The organism is Corynebacterium parakroppenstedtii, from assembly GCF_019754935.1.
Classification (GTDB): Bacteria; Actinomycetota; Actinomycetes; order Mycobacteriales; family Mycobacteriaceae; genus Corynebacterium; species Corynebacterium parakroppenstedtii.
This window is the reverse complement of the sequence record NZ_JAGSOA010000001.1, coordinates 1,308,302-1,324,437: the sequence shown is the minus strand read 5'-3', so window position 1 is coordinate 1,324,437 and position 16,136 is coordinate 1,308,302. Positions and strand designations below refer to the sequence as shown.

Below are 16,136 nucleotides of genomic sequence, written 5' to 3'. Positions count from 1 at the left end.
TTCGCCCTAAGGGCGAGTAAAGCGTTCGTGACGCCCTTGGCGATGAAGCCTCAACCAGGAGAAAAAACCTTTGGGATCTTTCCGCTGAATAAGGAAGAACCAGGCGAAACGCGCATATTCCTGGGGTTTGAGTTTCCTCATCCCGGGTTGGTTCATCAGGTAACCACGGTTGCGGTACGTGAAATACCGCTTGTTTTCGTTATCGGGGTATTGGGTGTGCATTTTCCCGAAGAAAATGGGTTTGAACTCGTCGGCCCCCGTTGGATGCAGGTAGGCAGCCTCCAGTGTCGTCCCATAAGGCAGGCCGGATCGGTTGAGCCGGCGGTTGTATTCGACTTCGTCGCCGCGGATAAACAGCCGGAGGTCGGGTACTCCCAGCTGGTCGACGGCATTCGCGCTGAACAGCGCTCCGTTGAACAGTGACGCGATGCCGGGGATAAAAGTCCCGTTATCGGTCCCTTCCAGTTCGCTTCGCTTCCGTTTCCATTCGACGGTGCCAGGGAGACGAACCGGGAACGCCAGCTGGTCGGGATTCTCAATCCCTGCAACCACGGGGCTGACTTCCTCAAGTCCGTGCTTGTCCGCAACGCGCATTAATGTCGCTAGGACCTCGGTGTTTTCCGGCCGGCCGTCGTCATCGGCGCAGAATATGGCGTCGGCACCGAGAGCGAGTGCGGTTAAGAATCCGTAGGCGAAACCACCGGCCCCACCGAGGTTGTGCCGCGAGGGAAGGTAGACGGGTGTCGGCGAGGTAGGACTGTTGGCACAGACGCTTTCCACGAGATCTTCGACTTCGGGCTCATTGCCGTTATCCACCACGACAACCCACTCTGGTGCCAGAGTTTGGCTTGCGACAATGTGCAGTGAGTTGGCCAGCAGGTCACGGCGTTTATGCGTCACGATGACAGCGGCAATGCGGTCCGACGAAGAAAGAGGCATGCGGTTAGTATCGCACATGCCTGCGCGGGCAAGGACAGGCTGCACAATAACCCGCTAAAAAGCCCGCAGAATTGGGAGCCGGATAACGGGTTATAGGGCAGTTTTCGACGACGGGCTCTGCTCGGACACCGGCACGCTACCGTTCTTTTGCGCGTGTTCAATGGCCATATCGCGCATCACGTGCCGCACCTGCTCAGCGGCCTCGGGACCCTCGTATTGTTCGACGATATCGTCCACCTGCCCGGCCTGGCGTATTTCCCCGTGGTCCACCCACAATGCGGACGTGCACAATTGCGCCAGGAATTCGTCCGAGTGGGAGGCGAACACCAAAATTCCGGAGCGTTCCACCATTTCGCGGAGCCGGTCACGCGCTTTCGCCATGAACGCGGCGTCAACAGCGCCGATGCCCTCGTCGAGAAGAAGTATTTCCGGCTCAATGGACGTCACAACCCCCAGCGCGAGGCGCACGCGCATACCGGTGGAATAGGTGCGCAGCGGCATGTCGAGGTAGTCGCCCAGCTCGGTGAACTCGGCGATCTCATCCATCTTGGCCTGCATTTTCTTGCGCGTCTGCCCCAGGAACAGGCCGCGGATAATGATGTTTTCGTAGCCGGAGATCTCGGGGTCCATGCCGACGCCCAGATCAAAAACCGGGGCCACGCGCCCGCGAACCTCCGCAGACCCGCGGGTAGGTTCGTAGATTCCCGACAGCAAGCGCAGCAGCGTGGACTTACCAGCACCATTATGGCCGACGAGCCCCACGCGGTCGCCGTCCTGAAGGTGAAGGTTGACGTTTTTTAGCGCTTCCACAACGACGACGTTGTCGGCGTTCCGGCCGATGGCTCCGCCGGCAGCTCCGAGGAACGCTTTCTTCAGCGATCGTGATTTGGCGTCGAAAATGGGGAAATCGACGCACGCATTGTAGGTATCAATACTGACCATGATTGTGGCTTCTCCTGTCCCCATGATCCGTTGTGTGTGCCGCGGAGGCGACCGTGGCGGAACCAACCGCCTGTACCGCGGAGGTGGTTGTGCGTGTATCGGACATCGCGTTTACACCCAGTAGCTCACGCGTCCGCGCCATTGCCGCATCGCAATCGTCGTGATGAGCAGGCCCACGACGGTACACAGACCGACGATCACCCAGCTGTACCACATGACCGGAACACCGGTGAGCGGGCCGCGGACGATTTCGAGGTAGTGCATGAGGGGGTTGAGCTCGGCAATGCGGGCGCGCTCACCGGCGGCACCGCCACGATCGCGCAGTGTTTGCATCGTCCACACGATCGGCGTGACATAAAACGCCAGCTGAATGAGTGATTCCAGGAGTGGCGCAATGTCACGGAAGCGCGTTGAGATAATCCCGAAGAACATGCCAACCCACACACCGTTAATGACAATCAGCGCAAGCGCGGGTATGGATAGAAACCAATCCCATCCCAATGGGCGCGGGAAAATGATCATCAGCAGAACATAGATCACGAGGTTGTGCAGCAAGAAGAGGAACTGTCGCCACACCAACCGGTAGACGTGAACCGATAACGACGCTGGTAGCTGCTTAATTAATCCCTCATTCGCAATGAATGTTTGTGCCCCTTCGATCACGCACCCGGAGATAAAACCCCAGATAATGAGCCCGACGGTGACGTGCGGGAGGAAATCGTGCAGCGGAATGTTGAACAGCAATGAATAGAGCAGTCCGAGCGCTAAGGCCATGACACCAGTAGCGATCGTGATCCACAGTGGGCCAAGGACTGAGCGACGGTAGCGCTGTTTGATGTCTTGCAACCCCAGCGACAGCCACAGCTCGTACGACTGGAAGCCGCGCACAAGGTCGACCCATGCTGCTCGGAGGGTCTGCGACTGTGACGGCGGTATAGAGCTGGTGGGCTCTTTAATCATCCGATCGATGTCGGCCTGAGGGGCTCGGTGAAGCGCAATTCCCCCGGCTTCATCGGAACCCGCGCCGGCGTTGTTCGCGGCCGTGCCCTCAGTTGGTTCTATGTCAGCCATAATCCGTACCCTACCTGTGTGATGGGACAAGCAGTTATTAATCCCAGTGGTGTGCCTTGCTGATGTTCATCGTGTCAGCAGCGACGGGTAGATTACCCTGGAGCTACTAAACCGTTATTGTGTGCGGTGGGTCAGTGATCATGACGCGTCGCAATGACAAGCGAATAGCGGTAGAGGCCTGCATGAACCGTGTCCCCAGTTCGTCTAAGGAAAGGTGTGCCATGTTCGACGTCGCCCACGCGCGTGGACTCTATGTTTGGTTAGGCGAGGGCTGGGTGTACTTAAACGCGCAGGAACAGGCGCAGATTCCGGAGCGAGTGAACACAGCGGCGACGTATTCGTTCAGGAACGCCCATTTGCGCACGGCCGTTGAGGCAACGTCGGGCAGTCATTCTCAAAGTCAGAAGTCGGGGGCGCCGATTGGCGATTCCTATGTGGCCTCGGCGCGCCGGGCTGTTGCCGACCTGGTCGGGGCCCGGGCCAACCAGGTGGTGCTGGGTCCGTCCCGCGCGGCGCTGCTCCGTAACTTGGCGGACTGCCTGAGCCACCGCGTCGGCATTGGCACCGAGGTTGTGCTGGCCCGCAGCAATGCTGATTCCGCGATTGATCCGTGGGTGCGGTCCGCTCATTTGTACGGGGCGACGGTGAAGTGGGCGGAGGCCGATCTCGCCTCCGGTGCGCTTCCTGCCTGGCAGTTTACGTCGCTGGTATCGCCGTCGACGGCGATTGTGGCCTTGCCTGCCGCCCATGCGTTAGTGGGTGCGGTGACGGATGTTGAGGCTATTTCCAGCTCGGTGCACCGCATTTCGCCGCGAGCCTGGACCATTGTCGACGCCACCGATGTGCTGCCTTACCGGCATGTGGAGATTCAGTCGTGGGGTGCCGACGTGGTGGCGCTGGATTTGGCTCCGCTGGGCGGGCCTGAGCTCGGTGCGCTGGTGTTCCGCGATGAGGCGATGTTTGATCGTCTGCGTCCGCCACGGCGTCGGGGATGGAGTTCTTCCTCGTCCGTCTCCTCGTCCGTACTGGGGGTCTCGGCTGGTCAGGCGCGTGGCCGCCATGCCGGTGCCGGTGTGGTGGAGTGGGATCCCCCGCAGGCGGCATTGTGTGGTTCCGTGGCGGCGCTGGTTGATCATTGGGCAGGTCTCGACGATTCCGCGACGGGTACGCGGCGCCGACGGCTGCAGTCCACCATGCCGAAGATCGACACCTATCTCACGGCTCTCGCAGCGCATTTGGTTTACGGATTGAAGGATTTGGGTGTCTATGTCATCGGTTTCGATGACGAGTCCTCGCATGTGGAACGCGTGCCGCGCATCAGTTTCATCATCCCCGGGATGTCGGCGGAGGCCGCTCAGGCGCGCCTGGCCGATAACGGAGTGATCGTGGGCGTGGCGGAGAGTGATTCGCTCTTCGACGCTATGGGGGTCACGGAGTCCGGCGGGGCGCTGACCGTGGGGTTAGCGCCGTACAACACCGCCCACGACGTCGATCACTTGTTGAGATCGGTCTCGGTTCTCCGCTGATCGGGTCTGGCCGGGCCTATTCCACGGTCAGCACGATTTTCCCGGTGACCTCACGAGACTTCAGCAGCCGGTGAGCCTCGGCCGCGTCGGCAATAGGAAGTGTTTTCGTCACCTGCGCGGACACGGTTGCATCCTCCAGAAGCGGCCAGACGTGTTTGATCGTGTCCGCCACGACGGCGGCTTTGTCGTCGAGGGAGCGGCCGCGCACATTCGTCGCCGTGATCGACCCTCTCTTGGATAGCAGCCGCCCGATGTTCAGCTCGCCCTTGACACCGCCCTGCATACCGATGATGACAAGGTGGCCTTTCTCACCCAACGCTTTCACGTTGCTATCCAGGTATTTCGCGCCCATGATATCCAGGATGATGTCGGCGCCACCGTGTTCTTTCATCACCGCGACGAAGTCGTCGTCCCTGTAATTGATGAGGATATCCGCGCCCAGCGAACGACATAGCTCCAGGTTGTCGGCGTTGCCCGCGGTGGTGGCGACGGTCAGCCCCATCGCGTGAGCCAGCTGAATGGCGAAGGTGCCGATGCCGCCCGACCCGCCGTGGATCAGCACGGTCTGGCCTTTCTGCATGTCAGCGACCATGCCCAGGTTCGACCACACCGTTGCGGCAACCTCAATCACCCCCGCCGTGTCGGTGAGCGACCATCCGCGCGGCACGGGAAAGAGTTGGGTAATGGGCACGGCAACACGTTCCGCATATCCGCCACCAGCCAGGAGCATTCCACATTGATCGCCGACGCTCCACTGTTTGGCAGGTTGCTCGCCGGATTGTTCGCTGGATTCGCTACCCGACGTCGAGCCTGACTCCACGGGAGGCCCGAACGCTTCGATCGTTCCCGCAGCTTCCAGCCCAATGATGTCCGACGCGCCGGGCGGAGGTGGGTAATGTCCGGCGGCTTGGAGAACATCGCCGCGGTTGACACCGGCGGCATGGATACGGACGAGCGCTTCTCCCGGGCCGGGGGTGGGATCGTCGGTGTCGGTCCACTCTAATGAGGTGGGGTCAGCGGTGTCTTGTTGAATAATTGCCTTCATGACGTCGAGTGTAGAGGCGTGGGTTCGTCGTGCGCAGGCGTATATTTCGATACGCTATAGGTAAGTCGTGCTAAGAGCTCACTGTGTTGCTTCCGGCAACCGGTACAGCGATGAACAGAAGGAAAGCCCATGCCTCGCTCCTCGGATAACTGGAATAACGATAAGTCGACGTCTGATTCGGACGGTTTCGGGTATTCGCACTCGTCAGATGGGGGTGGCGACGCGTGGGGTGATGCGGGGGAGCGCTCCAACGGAGGCGTCCCGCTGAAATACGGCTACCAACCAAATGACAACTCCCAACAGTCGGGTAGCGGTAGTGCAGCCGCCAAGGATGCGAACTATGACGTGACCGAAACGACGGAGTTTCAGCCATCACCTCCGGGGGCATCTGCTGCTCAGCAAGGGCAATATGGGCAGACGTATGGGCAGTCCCAGAATGGTGCCCAGGGATATGGACAGGGCTACGCGCAGGGGTATGGTGCGTCGCAACAAGGCCAGTACCAGCAGCCGAACCAGTATTCGACGCAATATGGTCAAGGCCAACAGTACGGGCAGCAATATTCCCAGGGCCAGCAATATGGCCAGCAACAATACGATCAGCAGCAGTACCCCGGTAGTGCTGCGTATGGATCTCGCGCCGGTTCCGCGTCGGTGGGGGCGAGTTCGGGTTCATCAGGATTTCCGCTGGGGAAAGTCTTAGCCCTCGTCGCTGCGGTGGTGGCGCTCGTGGCCGTGGTGGGCCTGTTCTTCTTCGGACGGGAACAAGGTTGGTTTAATACGTCGAATAATGAGGCCAGCTCTTCTCAATCGCGCGAGGTTGGACAAGATAATGGCAATGCTCAGAATCCCGGCAATCAGGGCCAAAACACCACCGCCGGTCAGAACGGCAGCAATGGTAACGACGGCCAAACGTCGGGTAGAGACACACACGGAGACTCGTCTAACGGAGGGGACGATTCGACGGGACGCCCTCAATACCCCGATTTGCCGTCGGGAGTCTCTCCCGCAAATGAATCGGCAGCAAACAATGAACCAGCCGGGAATTTAAACAATGTGTATGTGATGGGTGGAGTCACAACGTTACCTTTTGCTCGGAACGTTCGGGATGCATTCGTACAGAATTATAATAAGACGGGCGAACTGAATGCCTCGCTAAAGGATGTGTATAGCCCAGATCTTCACCGCACGTATGACATGAATTGTGTTGATAACGGCCAGTTTGTGCGGTGTGACGGCGGCAGGAATGCGATCGTCATTATCTCCTAAAACATCATCATTATTGATGCTGGCGATACCGCCGGCGGTGCGCGCTTAAAGTCCGCGCGTAGAGCATGTGTTTGGAGCGCGTACTTCGCCTGGGTATACGCTTGTTTGGAATGCTAATGCGCGTCTGCATTGTATAAATTGCTGTAGATTGCGCATAATGAAGCTTTCGGGAAAGGTGACAACCGCGTAGGGCATAGGTGAACCATGGGTAGACATGCGAACAAGCACGCACGTTCTGCTCGTGACGAATCTAGCCAACGGTGGTTCACCAACCGCATTGAGCAGGCGGATTCCGCGTCACGAAACGACGCTGGCGAGGGCGAAGGACAGAAAAATAGCCGACGGTATTCCGCGCATCAGAGCACCTCGCGTGGTGGCAAGCAGGTTACTGTAGCGGAACTTTTGGCCCGTGGTAGGCAGGGCTCCGAGGCCCCCAGCACATCGTCTACCACGAGGACGAGTGGCAAACAGGACGCGGACGCTCGCGGTAGCCAGAAGACGCAGGGCAGCAAGCCCGCCCCCCACACTCCACGCACATTGTCTCCTGAGGAATTAGGGGCACCGCAGCGCTACATTCCGGAACGGGCCCGTTCGGCGTCGACAACACGCTCGGTCTCGACGCGCCCGTCTCCCACGAAGAGCCCAACCTCCACGAAGAACCCGGCCGCCACAAAAAGGCCGGCCGCCACAACGGAATCGGACAAACGGGCACCAACTCCACCCGGTCCGAAAAAACCCGCGCCATCGAAAAAGCCGGACACTTCCGATTCGCGCGTCTCCCGTCGGCCTTCTGGTTCGAGGCCAGCCAAATCGTCCGTCCCGGTGGGTCCGTCGAAACGTCGGCGTCGGCACTCGGTTGTTACCGCGTCCATTGGTGTTGGAGTTATTGCCTGTGCCTTATTCGGTGGGACGTTCGCCGCATGGCAATCAGGTGTTTTAGGTGTTCCTGGCTCCTCGGATAGCCACAACACGGCTTCAAACACTGCGAATGACCAGAACACCCAAGAGACCGGCCACGGTGGCGATGGGAACAAACAAGGTGGTTCCACACACCATCAGGGCGATGGCGAACCGAAGGGCGATCAGGAGGTGCGGCTGTCCACCATTAAGAACCGGCCGACAACAGCACCGCTCCCCGACGACGCTATCCCCGCCAACGCGGCCGCCATCCAGGATGACGAGGCGGGGCAGCTAAACCTGGCGTACACCGGGTCCGATAGCACACCCGCAGCGTTTGCAGTGGCAACGCGGAGGGTTTTCGCCCAGCAATACGTCAAAACGCTGAACACAAATATGACGGTGGACGTGAAAAGCCCAGTCAGTGGGCGGAATATCGCGATGAACTGCCGCGATAATGGTGGCTTTGTTACTTGTGAGGGTCCGGACGACGAAAGGGTTTACATTCAATGATGGGCAACTTACCTGGAACGAATGCGTCACGCTCGCACCGTCGTCGCCGGTTTCGCATGTGTGTCGCCGGTCTGGTCGCGTCGGGAGTGATGCTGTCATCCTGCACAATCGGCAACCCGGACCGAGCCGATTCCACACCATCATCGGTGCCGGAGAACGCCGATACGTTGCCGCCCAGCGTGCCCGGCCCGCACCCATCCATCGAAAATACGGAGGCAGGCACCCCGGAGCTATCGGGTAAAGCCGACGCGCCCATGCAAGAAGCCGTTGACCAGGTCATTAAGAAATACGGAGGAATGGCGGAGTTGGCCGTCTCCGATGGCAAGCAGGTCCGACGTTTCGGGCACGTCGATCCCTATCCCGCGTGGTCGTCCATCAAGGTGCCGCTGGCTATCGCTGCCCTCCGCAATAACAATTCCGACGACATCCAGGCGAATGTTCGCGACGCTATTCGTTCTTCCGACAACGACGCCGCCGACGCTCTATGGCGATCCTTGGGCGGCGGAGACGCCTCCGGGCAAGCGGTCCACCAGGTTTTAGCTGACGGTGGTAACCCCAACACGAAGGTACAGATCGACGCAATTCGCCCCCACTATTCAGGCTTTGGCCAAACACAGTGGCCCGTGGAGGACTCTGCCTTGTTTGCGGCGAATCTTCCCTGCATGCCGGGCGCAGAATTCGTCATCGACCAAATGGGCGAGATTAATTCCGACCAGCGTTGGGGCCTGGGCACGATCCCCGGCGCTCGCTTTAAAGGCGGATGGGGACCAGATGAAGATGGCGCCTATTTGGTCAGGCAGATAGGGTTTTTCGACGGCCCAACGGGACGAATAGCCGTTGCCTTAGCAGCTCACCCTTCGGATGGAACGTATGAGACGGGACAATCTGCTTTGAACGACCTTGCTGCTGTGGTGAAAGCGCACCAGAAAGAGTTCACACCCGCTCAGTGTGGCAAGTAACTTCTCTGCGTATCGCGCCGGGAAGGAGCCTTCCCCGAGCTTGGTGTTGCCGCTCCAGATGGGCTAGCATGGTCACGTTGTGCTGAGAGCACTCCGCCATTTCTTGTCGTCTTCGACGGTTGATGTCGTTGATCGGCGCTGTCGACGGTGAAGGGAGCTAACGTACAGCACATACATAACCGCTTGGAGGTATGGCAGAGCGGCCGAATGCACTCGCCTTGAAAGCGAGCGTCCCTAACACGGACCGGGGGTTCAAATCCCTCTACCTCCGCAGTGATCCCCAGCGTGCGGGCCGATGTCGGCCTCGTCGCTGGGGATGTTTTGTGTCACCCGACCCTCATCATGTTTAGCCCGCTCGCCGCGTTAGTGGCTCGGGCTGATTTTCATTCTGGGGAGAATCATGATGGCGTGTTATTACAAACCTGGGTTCAATCTCGAAGAGCAAGTTCAGGAATTATCCGACCGTGGTCTCGTCATAAATGACATATCCCGAGCTGAAGAGCAGGTTCGTCGGATCGGCTACTACCGTTTGAGCAGCTACTCGCACCCTTTTAGACAGAAAGACGCAAGACGCATGTCGAGCTTGGTTAGCGGGGCAAAACAACCTGGATAGTAAACTGGGGAAGAGTCCGAGTAGATCAGACCGTGACAGGAGCCCCAAAACAATGTCTCCCAAGGTTCAGTACCCAATTCAAGTCCTTCTGATCCTCGGAAGCTTGCTGGCCGCTTATATTATCGTCAACGCTGCTGACATAGAAGAAAGCTATAGGAGCCGAGTTCTTCTCTTAGGGGTTACAGTCGGGTCTATCGTCGCGATTCTCTTCAATCTCGCAGTCGATAGAAAGAGGCGTAAAGTCTCTCGCGACTCGAAGCAGTTAAAGACTGTGACGTTTTAATAGGCGGGTCTTGTGGCATTTACCCTCACCGGTGAGATCGTGCAATTGCGCATAGAAGAACGGACGACTCATCCAACAACTCGCCCAGCCAACATGGCATTGCCTGGCGATGGTGAGTGGATTATCAGGCAGTTGCGGTTGTGTGTGCAGTCACCATTCCAGCATTTTCTTAGGTGTTATTTGCTGAGGTTCCGGATCATGATCAGTCGCCAATGGATCCCAGAGGGAACCCCCGGCCATCGCTCGACACATTAACGGCTTCTACTTGACTGGTAAATTCCCTCGGGACCGTCTCTTCACCCAAAGCTAGGTCATACCATAGCCTAGACATGTTAGACCCCTCACTGGCGGGTTCGTCAACGTCTTTAGCCACGCATGAAAGGCTATACAAACCCCATTCATCTTCATCAAATGGGTAAGTGCCAAAGTCTCGCATATCCCTACGGAAATCTTGCATCAGGACTTCGCGAATTAATGGATCTCCTCCATGTGTGATTTCGTCAGTTACATAGAGTATCTCGGTGATCTCTCGAGCCTTATCTATCCTTTTTAAATACTGTTTATGAAATCGTTCAAGATCTGACTCTCGAGCGAGGAAGTAAGTTGTAAAAAGAAGAGTCTCGCCCAACATAAATCGGATCACCACCTACCCTGAAAGCTTCAGAATTATTTTACCGCGCCGGGGTGCCACAATGCCTTTAATGTACATCATTTTCGAACTGTTCCGTGTAAAAATCCGCAGCGGCTTTTGGCTTTTAACCCAGAGATGTTTTCGCGCATACCCGCATGTTTTTTACGGCAAAACGGTAGCCCCGGCGATGTAACCGTGTTTCAGGTTCAGGGATCGTTCCGGGGCTTTCGTCAAAAACTGTAGCACGATGAAATGCGTGAGCTTCAACGATCGTGAGCAGTGGTCTTCCCGCCCATGTATATGCACATATGCTCACCATCGTGATCCCGTAGCGTCTCAGTTGATCACGCAGCACTCTCGTGTCCCCAACACCCGGTTTTCGCGCCCATAGAATATTTAGTTACTTCCGACCTGCAGGGGCCTCCAGGTGAAGACTGTCCTCCGCCACACCGGGGCAGACAGAACGTCGGGGCCCTCTCAGACTTAGTTGTTACTGTTAGGAATGAGCGTCGACAGAGGCTATGTTCGATCGGCGTGTAGCCACCCTTCGTATGACTCACTCTCTCAGTGGTGTTAAGTATTTAGCCATTTTAGAGTCAAAGAACTCGAGGGGGCACCACTCTAAAAGCGCTACCCTGTGGAAATAGTCCGATATCAGACAAATTAGCTCCCCGAATTACCCCTGTATAGGTGAAAAATCTCATCTAAGTAATGGTAGCTAAGTAAACCTACCCTTAAGCTGGGCAGTGTCCGAGTGCTTACGACTTCGATAGATCGCACAGTGGCTCCAAGCTGACGTTCAGTCCGGTGCCTCCGACGAGTGGGAGGGCATCATGGACTACGACTGCCTCATGCTTGCGTTCCTCAATGCATCGAAAGAAACGGCTGTTCCAATGTAATCCCCGCGGTTGACGCCGTACATAAGCTGTTTTGGGAGGACGTTTTATCTCTCGCTGTCGTTCACTTGGTCATGGCGGAATTGGCTGCCTTCGAAGAAACCTTCTATTAGACGTGGGTAGCAAGCCACTCCCATTAAAGTCCTCACGAGAGATTAAGGAGCGGAACATGCCACTATTCGTCGTCTTCATCGTGGTCTTAGCAGGAGGAAGTATCGGGTACGCCCTTGGTCTCATCAAAAGAATGAGAGACAACCCCGAGCTTCAAGGAAAAGGTCTAAAAATATTGTTCCAGAAGGACGACGGCCAGTCCGAGTGACAATCGTCCTACGATCCGAGCTTATTTACAGAGAGCTCCCCGCGCAGTAAAGAATTGAGATGCCGGAGCGATGTGGGGCCCTTCTGCACGTCTTTGGGGAAGCGGTCTCGCGAGAGTGAGCAGTAAGCCTGTATTGATCAAAATTCACGAGAGATTAAGGAGCGGACCATGCCTTTATATGTCATTTCCATAAGTGTTTTATTAGGATCTGTTATCGGGAGGATTCTCGGTCTCAGGATAAGGATGCGTGAGAACCCTGAGCTTAAAGAAAAAGGATTTAAAGCCTTTTTCCAAAGCGGCAGAGAAAAGACCGAGGGAAAATAGCATTACTTTTCGAGCTTTATGACAGGGGCCCATACTCAGCGAACGATCTAACCCCTTGAGCATGGGGCGTGCCTTATGCCCAAAGTTTTGGGTTCTGGAGAAAAATCCGCGCGTCCATGTGCGTTTTCCCTGTTTATGCGACTCTTAGTTCCTTTCCAGTACCATATACGGTACCGCTTTATGAGGTGAGTTCGGGAAAACACCGTGGCTTGAGATCCACGCGTGACTGTTCAAATACCCCAAGAGAAAAGCTAAGTTCTGTGTGTAATTGACAAACTGGCTTCCACCAAAGGTCCAAGCGTCGAGGAACAGGAGTAGCCAAGATGGATATCAGCAAGTACACCTATCAAGTGTCGTGGTCGGAGAGTGACCAAGAGTATGTGGCCACTGTTGCTGAGTTTCCTTCGTTATCTTGGCTCGACACTGATCTGCAGAAGGCTCAAGCTGGACTATTTAACCTTGTCACTGAAGCTGTTTCCGACATGGAGTCGTCCGGGGAAAAGGCTCCTGAGCCTCTCGGCGGGCGACGGTATTCAGGCAAGTTCAACGTCCGTATTCCACCCTTTTTACATCGTCAGCTTGCTATTGAGGCTCAAACACAGGGTGTTTCACTGAATGCGCTGATTAATATCAAGCTGGCATCAGCCTGAACGTTTTATGACGTCGACATTGTGGGTTTAAGACGGAGCCTCGGAAAGAGGAGAAGATAGGGTAAACGCCCATCAGCACAGCCCAGGGCAAATTATGACCGTGCTTCTTACGGGCACGGTTGACGTGATGGTTACCCAGCCGATCACTGGCGTTCGCCGTTATTGCGTCGAATTTTATTCTGAACTGCCTCCCACGCCCCAACCAGGTTGTGGGCCGAAGCATCGCCACCTGGAATGAACGTTTTTAGCATGTTCTTCACTTGATCGGCTCCGATTGTTCCTTTGTCTGCATAGTCATTAAACAGCGCTACGGTTTCGTCAGGAAATGGCAGTAAACCCTGATTGATGTCAATCTTTTCGCCTTCGTGGAAAGCGGTTACCGCTCCTAAGAGCTTGATAGCTAGCGCCTCTTGTTCGAAAGTGAGGGCATCTAGCATGGCTGTTTTTCGGAACGCCGTCATCGGTGATGGGAAAGGGTTCTGCAGGTCGATGAGGCGTTCGATTTGGGTAGATAGGTATTCGATCCTCTGTTCCAAATCGGCAATCTTCTCTGAATCTTCTGCCATAGAAATGATCTCCCTATTTAATGACAAGCATCAGTGCTTCACACACGCCGAGAGCTATGTCTGCGGACAACTACTACACCGGTCACACAATTAAGTCTTACCGTGAATCGTGAGCTACTTTATTAGCGATAATACCGCTGGCAATTGAAGCTGAGAAGAGCAGCAAAATATAAATTATTTTATCGACGCTTGGTTCCTTAAATTCCGAAGGAACGAGGAGCAGAGAGATTGTAGCAGTTGATGCACATACGATAATTAACGCGAGAGTTATAATTTGTGACTTCACTATTCTCCTTAACGCAATGGGTAGTTGTAAGCATATCGTCCAAATATGTTCTAGAGGTCTTTAGATCGATCGAAAGGCGATAACTAGTAACCAGGAAAATGGAGACATGCACGCCAGCGCAGTATCCACGCACCCTCTTCTCCCATCGCCGAGCGTCGGTGGTCGCACAGTGACTGACTACGGCCACACTGGGGAACCATCGCTGTAAAAACGCGTCAATACCTCTTGTCGATGACAATCACCGAATAGATAGGGGGTAAACAGCATGGATACAGAAGCGTGGCTTCGGCTCGTGCAACTATTCATCGCCGCTGGCGGCCTTGTGGCCGTATTCCTTACACTATGGCAAAAATGGCTTAGTGATAACCGGGCCGAGTGGTGGAAACGATTCACCTGGTCAGTAGAAAATGCACACAGCACCACTGCGACTGAAGATACGTGTGAGGCAGCACGCATTGAGCTTCGTGAACTCTATGACGGTACTCTTGCGGGTCAAACAGAACGAAGGTTAATCGTAGATTTCTACGAGAAAACCGATAATATTGAAGGAAAGGATGGTGAGAACAATGACTGACTGGACTCCTACCCTCCGCAAGGCCATTCGCCACTCTGAAAGCCTCGGAGAAACACCCAAGAAAAGCGCCTACATCGCCGCCGGACTACCAGTACCAGACAACGCCACCGACGAATACCAACCCGCGCCACTGTGGCGACGCTTCATCAACTCCTTAAGGCCCGTCTGGTAACCACAGACTATCGAGCCCCCGCCCTGGTGGCGGGGGCTTCGTCGTCTCGGCCTTCGTTCGCTGATTAAATCCGGCCGTCTCAGTCTGGGGACATGGTCCCGGCGGAATTGCTCCACTGTGATTGCTGCGTCAGATGCGCATCAAGCACAGTGGCGCCTCATGCACAGAATCGGCGCTGTATTTAGGCAGCGTCGAAAGTTCCTGCTGGGGTGATGTCGACAACCTTGTCACCGTCGTCGGCAGTGACGTGGATGGTGCCATCCGTCTCAAAGGAGAAGGTGTAGTGGCCGACAGTTTGAGGGCTGGTCCCGTCAAGTACGGTGGTGTCTCCCGCGAACCCTTGGTGAGTGCACGAGAGCTTCACGGAGTTGGGGTCGCCCTCTTTGGTCTCGAAGGCGGGGCGATCGACATTGAGATCAGGTCCGCAAACAGCTCCGTCGCCGGCTTGTTGCGAGTTCTGACTCTGTGCCGCAGCCGTGCTGCTTCCACATGCGATGGAATCAGGGTTCTCAGTGACCTCGCAGTCGACGTCGGGGGTATTGAAGACGACGTGGTGAACAGTCTGAGCGGCATCTTCCGGGGCTGGAGCTGGAGCGGGTGCCGGTGCTGGTGCTTCTTCAGCCTGGGCGGCGGTTGCCCCCATGAGGCCGGCACCGGCCACGATGGCGGCGGCTCCGGCGGCAATACGCCCGACGTGTGATCGGGCGCTGCGGATTGTGTTGTCGCGATCGATGGAATCGGACGTGATGTTGGCTGGCATGGATAGTCCTTTCTCTGAAGTTGGTAGTGGTGCCCTCGAGGGCTGACCACCTGGGTAGAAAGTGGTTTCCGTGTCCGGGGCCAACGGTAGCAATGGTTCTGAGATACTTCAGTAACCGAAATATAATCGAAACTTTTAAGGGCGAAATATCCCCCCTTTGTTGGGGGATGTTATCAAAAAGAAACAAGACCACCCCTCGACGCTTAGGCGCCTAGGTGTAGCCCTGCTTAATGTTTAACTCTCTACTTAATCTTTGTCTCCACCGGCTTTGCCGTCCAGGGGAGTTCCCGTCGTTGTTGTGACTTTGCCCGTGTAACCTGCGCCTTTGCCCATCGTGGCGCTCTGCCCGCGACGAATTTGCTCGGCGTGGACGGAACGTCCCATCACGAACGATCCCACGGACGCCACCATCAGGCACGCGACGATTGCGATCACGGACTTCACTAGCACGACGTACCATTCGTCGCCGTCGGCAATAGAACGAATCATGTTCGCAATGATGAGCAGGGGGACTCCGACGCCTGTGATGGGGCCCGTGAGGTTGACGCGGGTGAGTGCATCGGGCGCCCGCCACATCTCGATGACCTCGTCGATGAAGGCGATGGCGGCGATCACGATCAGTACGGAAATAATGATGTTGACGATCATCGTTGGCCTCCCACCATAATGCGTGAGTTCGCAACTGAGCTCAGGACGCTCAGCACCCCGGCGAAGACGGCGACCTCGTAGGTAATGGTTGTTCGGTTTCCCAGTGAGTACACCAGGAATAATCCGACAGCGCCGAAGAAAATAACGTCGGACAACACTGTACGGGACAAGTCATCACACCGTGCCATCAGCAACAATGCCGCTAATAAGGCGGCAATGATGACCGCGCTCACAAGAATTAAGACGAATGTCATAG

General features: G+C 56.2%; 18 protein-coding genes and 1 tRNA gene. 10 read left to right on the top strand and 9 right to left on the bottom strand.

Translation table 11 applies throughout. From position 1 onward, the window contains the following. Positions 1–6: 6 nt before the first annotated feature. The 3 genes from glfT1 to wzm form a co-directional block, all read right to left on the bottom strand. Positions 7–939 carry a galactofuranosyltransferase GlfT1 gene (glfT1, locus tag KCQ76_RS05620; protein ID WP_046203360.1) on the bottom strand — a complete coding sequence of 311 codons (933 nt, stop codon included), beginning with the start codon at positions 937–939 and terminating at the stop codon, positions 7–9. Between the two features lie 90 nt (positions 940–1,029). Further along, positions 1,030–1,881: a galactan export ABC transporter ATP-binding subunit Wzt/RfbE gene (wzt, locus tag KCQ76_RS05615; RefSeq protein ID WP_046203359.1), complete on the bottom strand. Its 852-nt coding sequence runs from the start codon at positions 1,879–1,881 to the stop codon at positions 1,030–1,032. A 111-nt stretch (positions 1,882–1,992) separates the two neighbouring features. Further along, on the bottom strand, positions 1,993–2,841 hold the full coding sequence (gene wzm / locus KCQ76_RS05610; protein ID WP_046203404.1) for a galactan export ABC transporter permease subunit Wzm/RfbD: 849 nt from the start codon (positions 2,839–2,841) through the stop codon (positions 1,993–1,995). Between the two features lie 332 nt (positions 2,842–3,173). Between wzm and KCQ76_RS05605 the strand changes: the two genes are divergently transcribed. Continuing rightward, positions 3,174–4,478 (top strand): aminotransferase class V-fold PLP-dependent enzyme, encoded by a 1,305-nt coding sequence (locus KCQ76_RS05605; protein ID WP_046203358.1) that lies wholly within the window; start codon positions 3,174–3,176, stop codon positions 4,476–4,478. A gap of 16 nt (positions 4,479–4,494) precedes the next feature. Here KCQ76_RS05605 and KCQ76_RS05600 read toward each other — a convergent pair whose 3' ends face one another. Beyond that, the gene (locus tag KCQ76_RS05600; RefSeq protein WP_046203357.1) at positions 4,495–5,523 is read right to left on the bottom strand and encodes an NAD(P)H-quinone oxidoreductase; all 1,029 of its coding nucleotides are present in this window, start codon (positions 5,521–5,523) and stop codon (positions 4,495–4,497) included. A gap of 129 nt (positions 5,524–5,652) precedes the next feature. Here KCQ76_RS05600 and KCQ76_RS05595 point away from each other — a divergent pair, with 129 nt between their 5' ends. The 4 genes from KCQ76_RS05595 to KCQ76_RS05580 all read left to right on the top strand — a co-directional run bounded on the left by KCQ76_RS05595 (position 5,653) and on the right by KCQ76_RS05580 (position 9,429). After that, the gene (locus KCQ76_RS05595) at positions 5,653–6,789 is read left to right on the top strand and encodes a hypothetical protein (RefSeq protein WP_052722448.1); all 1,137 of its coding nucleotides are present in this window, start codon (positions 5,653–5,655) and stop codon (positions 6,787–6,789) included. Positions 6,790–6,993: 204 nt separating this feature from the next. Then, a complete protein-coding gene (locus KCQ76_RS05590; RefSeq protein ID WP_052722449.1) occupies positions 6,994–8,199 on the top strand; it encodes a hypothetical protein in 1,206 nt (401 codons plus the stop codon). Then, positions 8,196–9,158 (top strand): serine hydrolase, encoded by a 963-nt coding sequence (locus tag KCQ76_RS05585; RefSeq protein ID WP_082090006.1) that lies wholly within the window; start codon positions 8,196–8,198, stop codon positions 9,156–9,158. The genes KCQ76_RS05590 and KCQ76_RS05585 overlap by 4 nt, the downstream gene beginning before the upstream one ends. Before the next feature lie 185 nt (positions 9,159–9,343). Then, a tRNA-Ser gene (locus KCQ76_RS05580) sits at positions 9,344–9,429 on the top strand. A gap of 827 nt (positions 9,430–10,256) precedes the next feature. On the opposite strand, the gene KCQ76_RS05575 is transcribed toward KCQ76_RS05580, so the two are convergent. Further along, positions 10,257–10,685 carry a hypothetical protein gene (locus KCQ76_RS05575; RefSeq protein WP_046205327.1) on the bottom strand — a complete coding sequence of 143 codons (429 nt, stop codon included), beginning with the start codon at positions 10,683–10,685 and terminating at the stop codon, positions 10,257–10,259. Between the two features lie 1,065 nt (positions 10,686–11,750). On the opposite strand from KCQ76_RS05575, the gene KCQ76_RS05570 reads away from it, so the two are divergent. The 3 genes from KCQ76_RS05570 (at position 11,751) to KCQ76_RS05560 (ending at position 12,874) form a co-directional block, all read left to right on the top strand. After that, the gene (locus KCQ76_RS05570) at positions 11,751–11,900 is read left to right on the top strand and encodes a hypothetical protein (RefSeq protein ID WP_180962461.1); all 150 of its coding nucleotides are present in this window, start codon (positions 11,751–11,753) and stop codon (positions 11,898–11,900) included. 168 nt (positions 11,901–12,068) lie between these two features. Further along, positions 12,069–12,224, top strand: a complete 156-nt coding sequence (locus tag KCQ76_RS05565) for a hypothetical protein (RefSeq protein WP_180962460.1) — start codon at positions 12,069–12,071, stop codon at positions 12,222–12,224. Between the two features lie 323 nt (positions 12,225–12,547). Next, entirely contained in the window at positions 12,548–12,874 is a 327-nt protein-coding gene (locus KCQ76_RS05560; protein ID WP_046203293.1) for a type II toxin-antitoxin system HicB family antitoxin, read from the top strand. A gap of 143 nt (positions 12,875–13,017) precedes the next feature. On the opposite strand, the gene KCQ76_RS05555 is transcribed toward KCQ76_RS05560, so the two are convergent. Continuing rightward, positions 13,018–13,440: a hypothetical protein gene (locus KCQ76_RS05555; RefSeq protein WP_046203292.1), complete on the bottom strand. Its 423-nt coding sequence runs from the start codon at positions 13,438–13,440 to the stop codon at positions 13,018–13,020. A 551-nt stretch (positions 13,441–13,991) separates the two neighbouring features. Between KCQ76_RS05555 and KCQ76_RS05550 the strand changes: the two genes are divergently transcribed. Both KCQ76_RS05550 and KCQ76_RS05545 read left to right on the top strand, forming a co-directional pair. Further along, positions 13,992–14,300 carry a hypothetical protein gene (locus KCQ76_RS05550; protein WP_046203291.1) on the top strand — a complete coding sequence of 103 codons (309 nt, stop codon included), beginning with the start codon at positions 13,992–13,994 and terminating at the stop codon, positions 14,298–14,300. Beyond that, positions 14,293–14,472: a hypothetical protein gene (locus KCQ76_RS05545; protein WP_146003231.1), complete on the top strand. Its 180-nt coding sequence runs from the start codon at positions 14,293–14,295 to the stop codon at positions 14,470–14,472. The genes KCQ76_RS05550 and KCQ76_RS05545 overlap by 8 nt, the downstream gene beginning before the upstream one ends. Before the next feature lie 181 nt (positions 14,473–14,653). On the opposite strand, the gene KCQ76_RS05540 is transcribed toward KCQ76_RS05545, so the two are convergent. The 3 genes from KCQ76_RS05540 to KCQ76_RS05530 form a co-directional block, all read right to left on the bottom strand. Further along, positions 14,654–15,232 (bottom strand): hypothetical protein, encoded by a 579-nt coding sequence (locus KCQ76_RS05540; protein WP_046203290.1) that lies wholly within the window; start codon positions 15,230–15,232, stop codon positions 14,654–14,656. Between the two features lie 246 nt (positions 15,233–15,478). Then, entirely contained in the window at positions 15,479–15,880 is a 402-nt protein-coding gene (locus KCQ76_RS05535; RefSeq protein ID WP_052722091.1) for a monovalent cation/H(+) antiporter subunit G, read from the bottom strand. Then, complete coding sequence (locus KCQ76_RS05530; RefSeq protein ID WP_052722092.1) at positions 15,877–16,134, bottom strand: hypothetical protein; 258 nt, start codon at positions 16,132–16,134, stop codon at positions 15,877–15,879. The genes KCQ76_RS05535 and KCQ76_RS05530 overlap by 4 nt, the downstream gene beginning before the upstream one ends. Between the last annotated feature and the right edge of the window lie 2 nt (positions 16,135–16,136).

Coding starts and splice junctions, on each gene's coding strand:
- KCQ76_RS05575 (WP_046205327.1), bottom strand. CDS start 10,685: ATGTTGGGCGAGACTCTTCTTTTTACAACTTACTTCCTCGCTCGAGAG.
- KCQ76_RS05535 (WP_052722091.1), bottom strand. CDS start 15,880: ATGATCGTCAACATCATTATTTCCGTACTGATCGTGATCGCCGCCATC.
- KCQ76_RS05590 (WP_052722449.1), top strand. CDS start 6,994: ATGGGTAGACATGCGAACAAGCACGCACGTTCTGCTCGTGACGAATCT.
- KCQ76_RS05555 (WP_046203292.1), bottom strand. CDS start 13,440: ATGGCAGAAGATTCAGAGAAGATTGCCGATTTGGAACAGAGGATCGAA.
- KCQ76_RS05530 (WP_052722092.1), bottom strand. CDS start 16,134: ATGACATTCGTCTTAATTCTTGTGAGCGCGGTCATCATTGCCGCCTTA.
- KCQ76_RS05565 (WP_180962460.1), top strand. CDS start 12,069: ATGCCTTTATATGTCATTTCCATAAGTGTTTTATTAGGATCTGTTATC.
- KCQ76_RS05605 (WP_046203358.1), top strand. CDS start 3,174: ATGTTCGACGTCGCCCACGCGCGTGGACTCTATGTTTGGTTAGGCGAG.
- wzm (WP_046203404.1), bottom strand. CDS start 2,841: ATGATTAAAGAGCCCACCAGCTCTATACCGCCGTCACAGTCGCAGACC.
- KCQ76_RS05600 (WP_046203357.1), bottom strand. CDS start 5,523: ATGAAGGCAATTATTCAACAAGACACCGCTGACCCCACCTCATTAGAG.
- KCQ76_RS05550 (WP_046203291.1), top strand. CDS start 13,992: ATGGATACAGAAGCGTGGCTTCGGCTCGTGCAACTATTCATCGCCGCT.
- glfT1 (WP_046203360.1), bottom strand. CDS start 939: ATGCCTCTTTCTTCGTCGGACCGCATTGCCGCTGTCATCGTGACGCAT.
- KCQ76_RS05570 (WP_180962461.1), top strand. CDS start 11,751: ATGCCACTATTCGTCGTCTTCATCGTGGTCTTAGCAGGAGGAAGTATC.
- KCQ76_RS05540 (WP_046203290.1), bottom strand. CDS start 15,232: ATGCCAGCCAACATCACGTCCGATTCCATCGATCGCGACAACACAATC.
- KCQ76_RS05545 (WP_146003231.1), top strand. CDS start 14,293: ATGACTGACTGGACTCCTACCCTCCGCAAGGCCATTCGCCACTCTGAA.
- KCQ76_RS05585 (WP_082090006.1), top strand. CDS start 8,196: ATGATGGGCAACTTACCTGGAACGAATGCGTCACGCTCGCACCGTCGT.
- KCQ76_RS05560 (WP_046203293.1), top strand. CDS start 12,548: ATGGATATCAGCAAGTACACCTATCAAGTGTCGTGGTCGGAGAGTGAC.
- wzt (WP_046203359.1), bottom strand. CDS start 1,881: ATGGTCAGTATTGATACCTACAATGCGTGCGTCGATTTCCCCATTTTC.
- KCQ76_RS05595 (WP_052722448.1), top strand. CDS start 5,653: ATGCCTCGCTCCTCGGATAACTGGAATAACGATAAGTCGACGTCTGAT.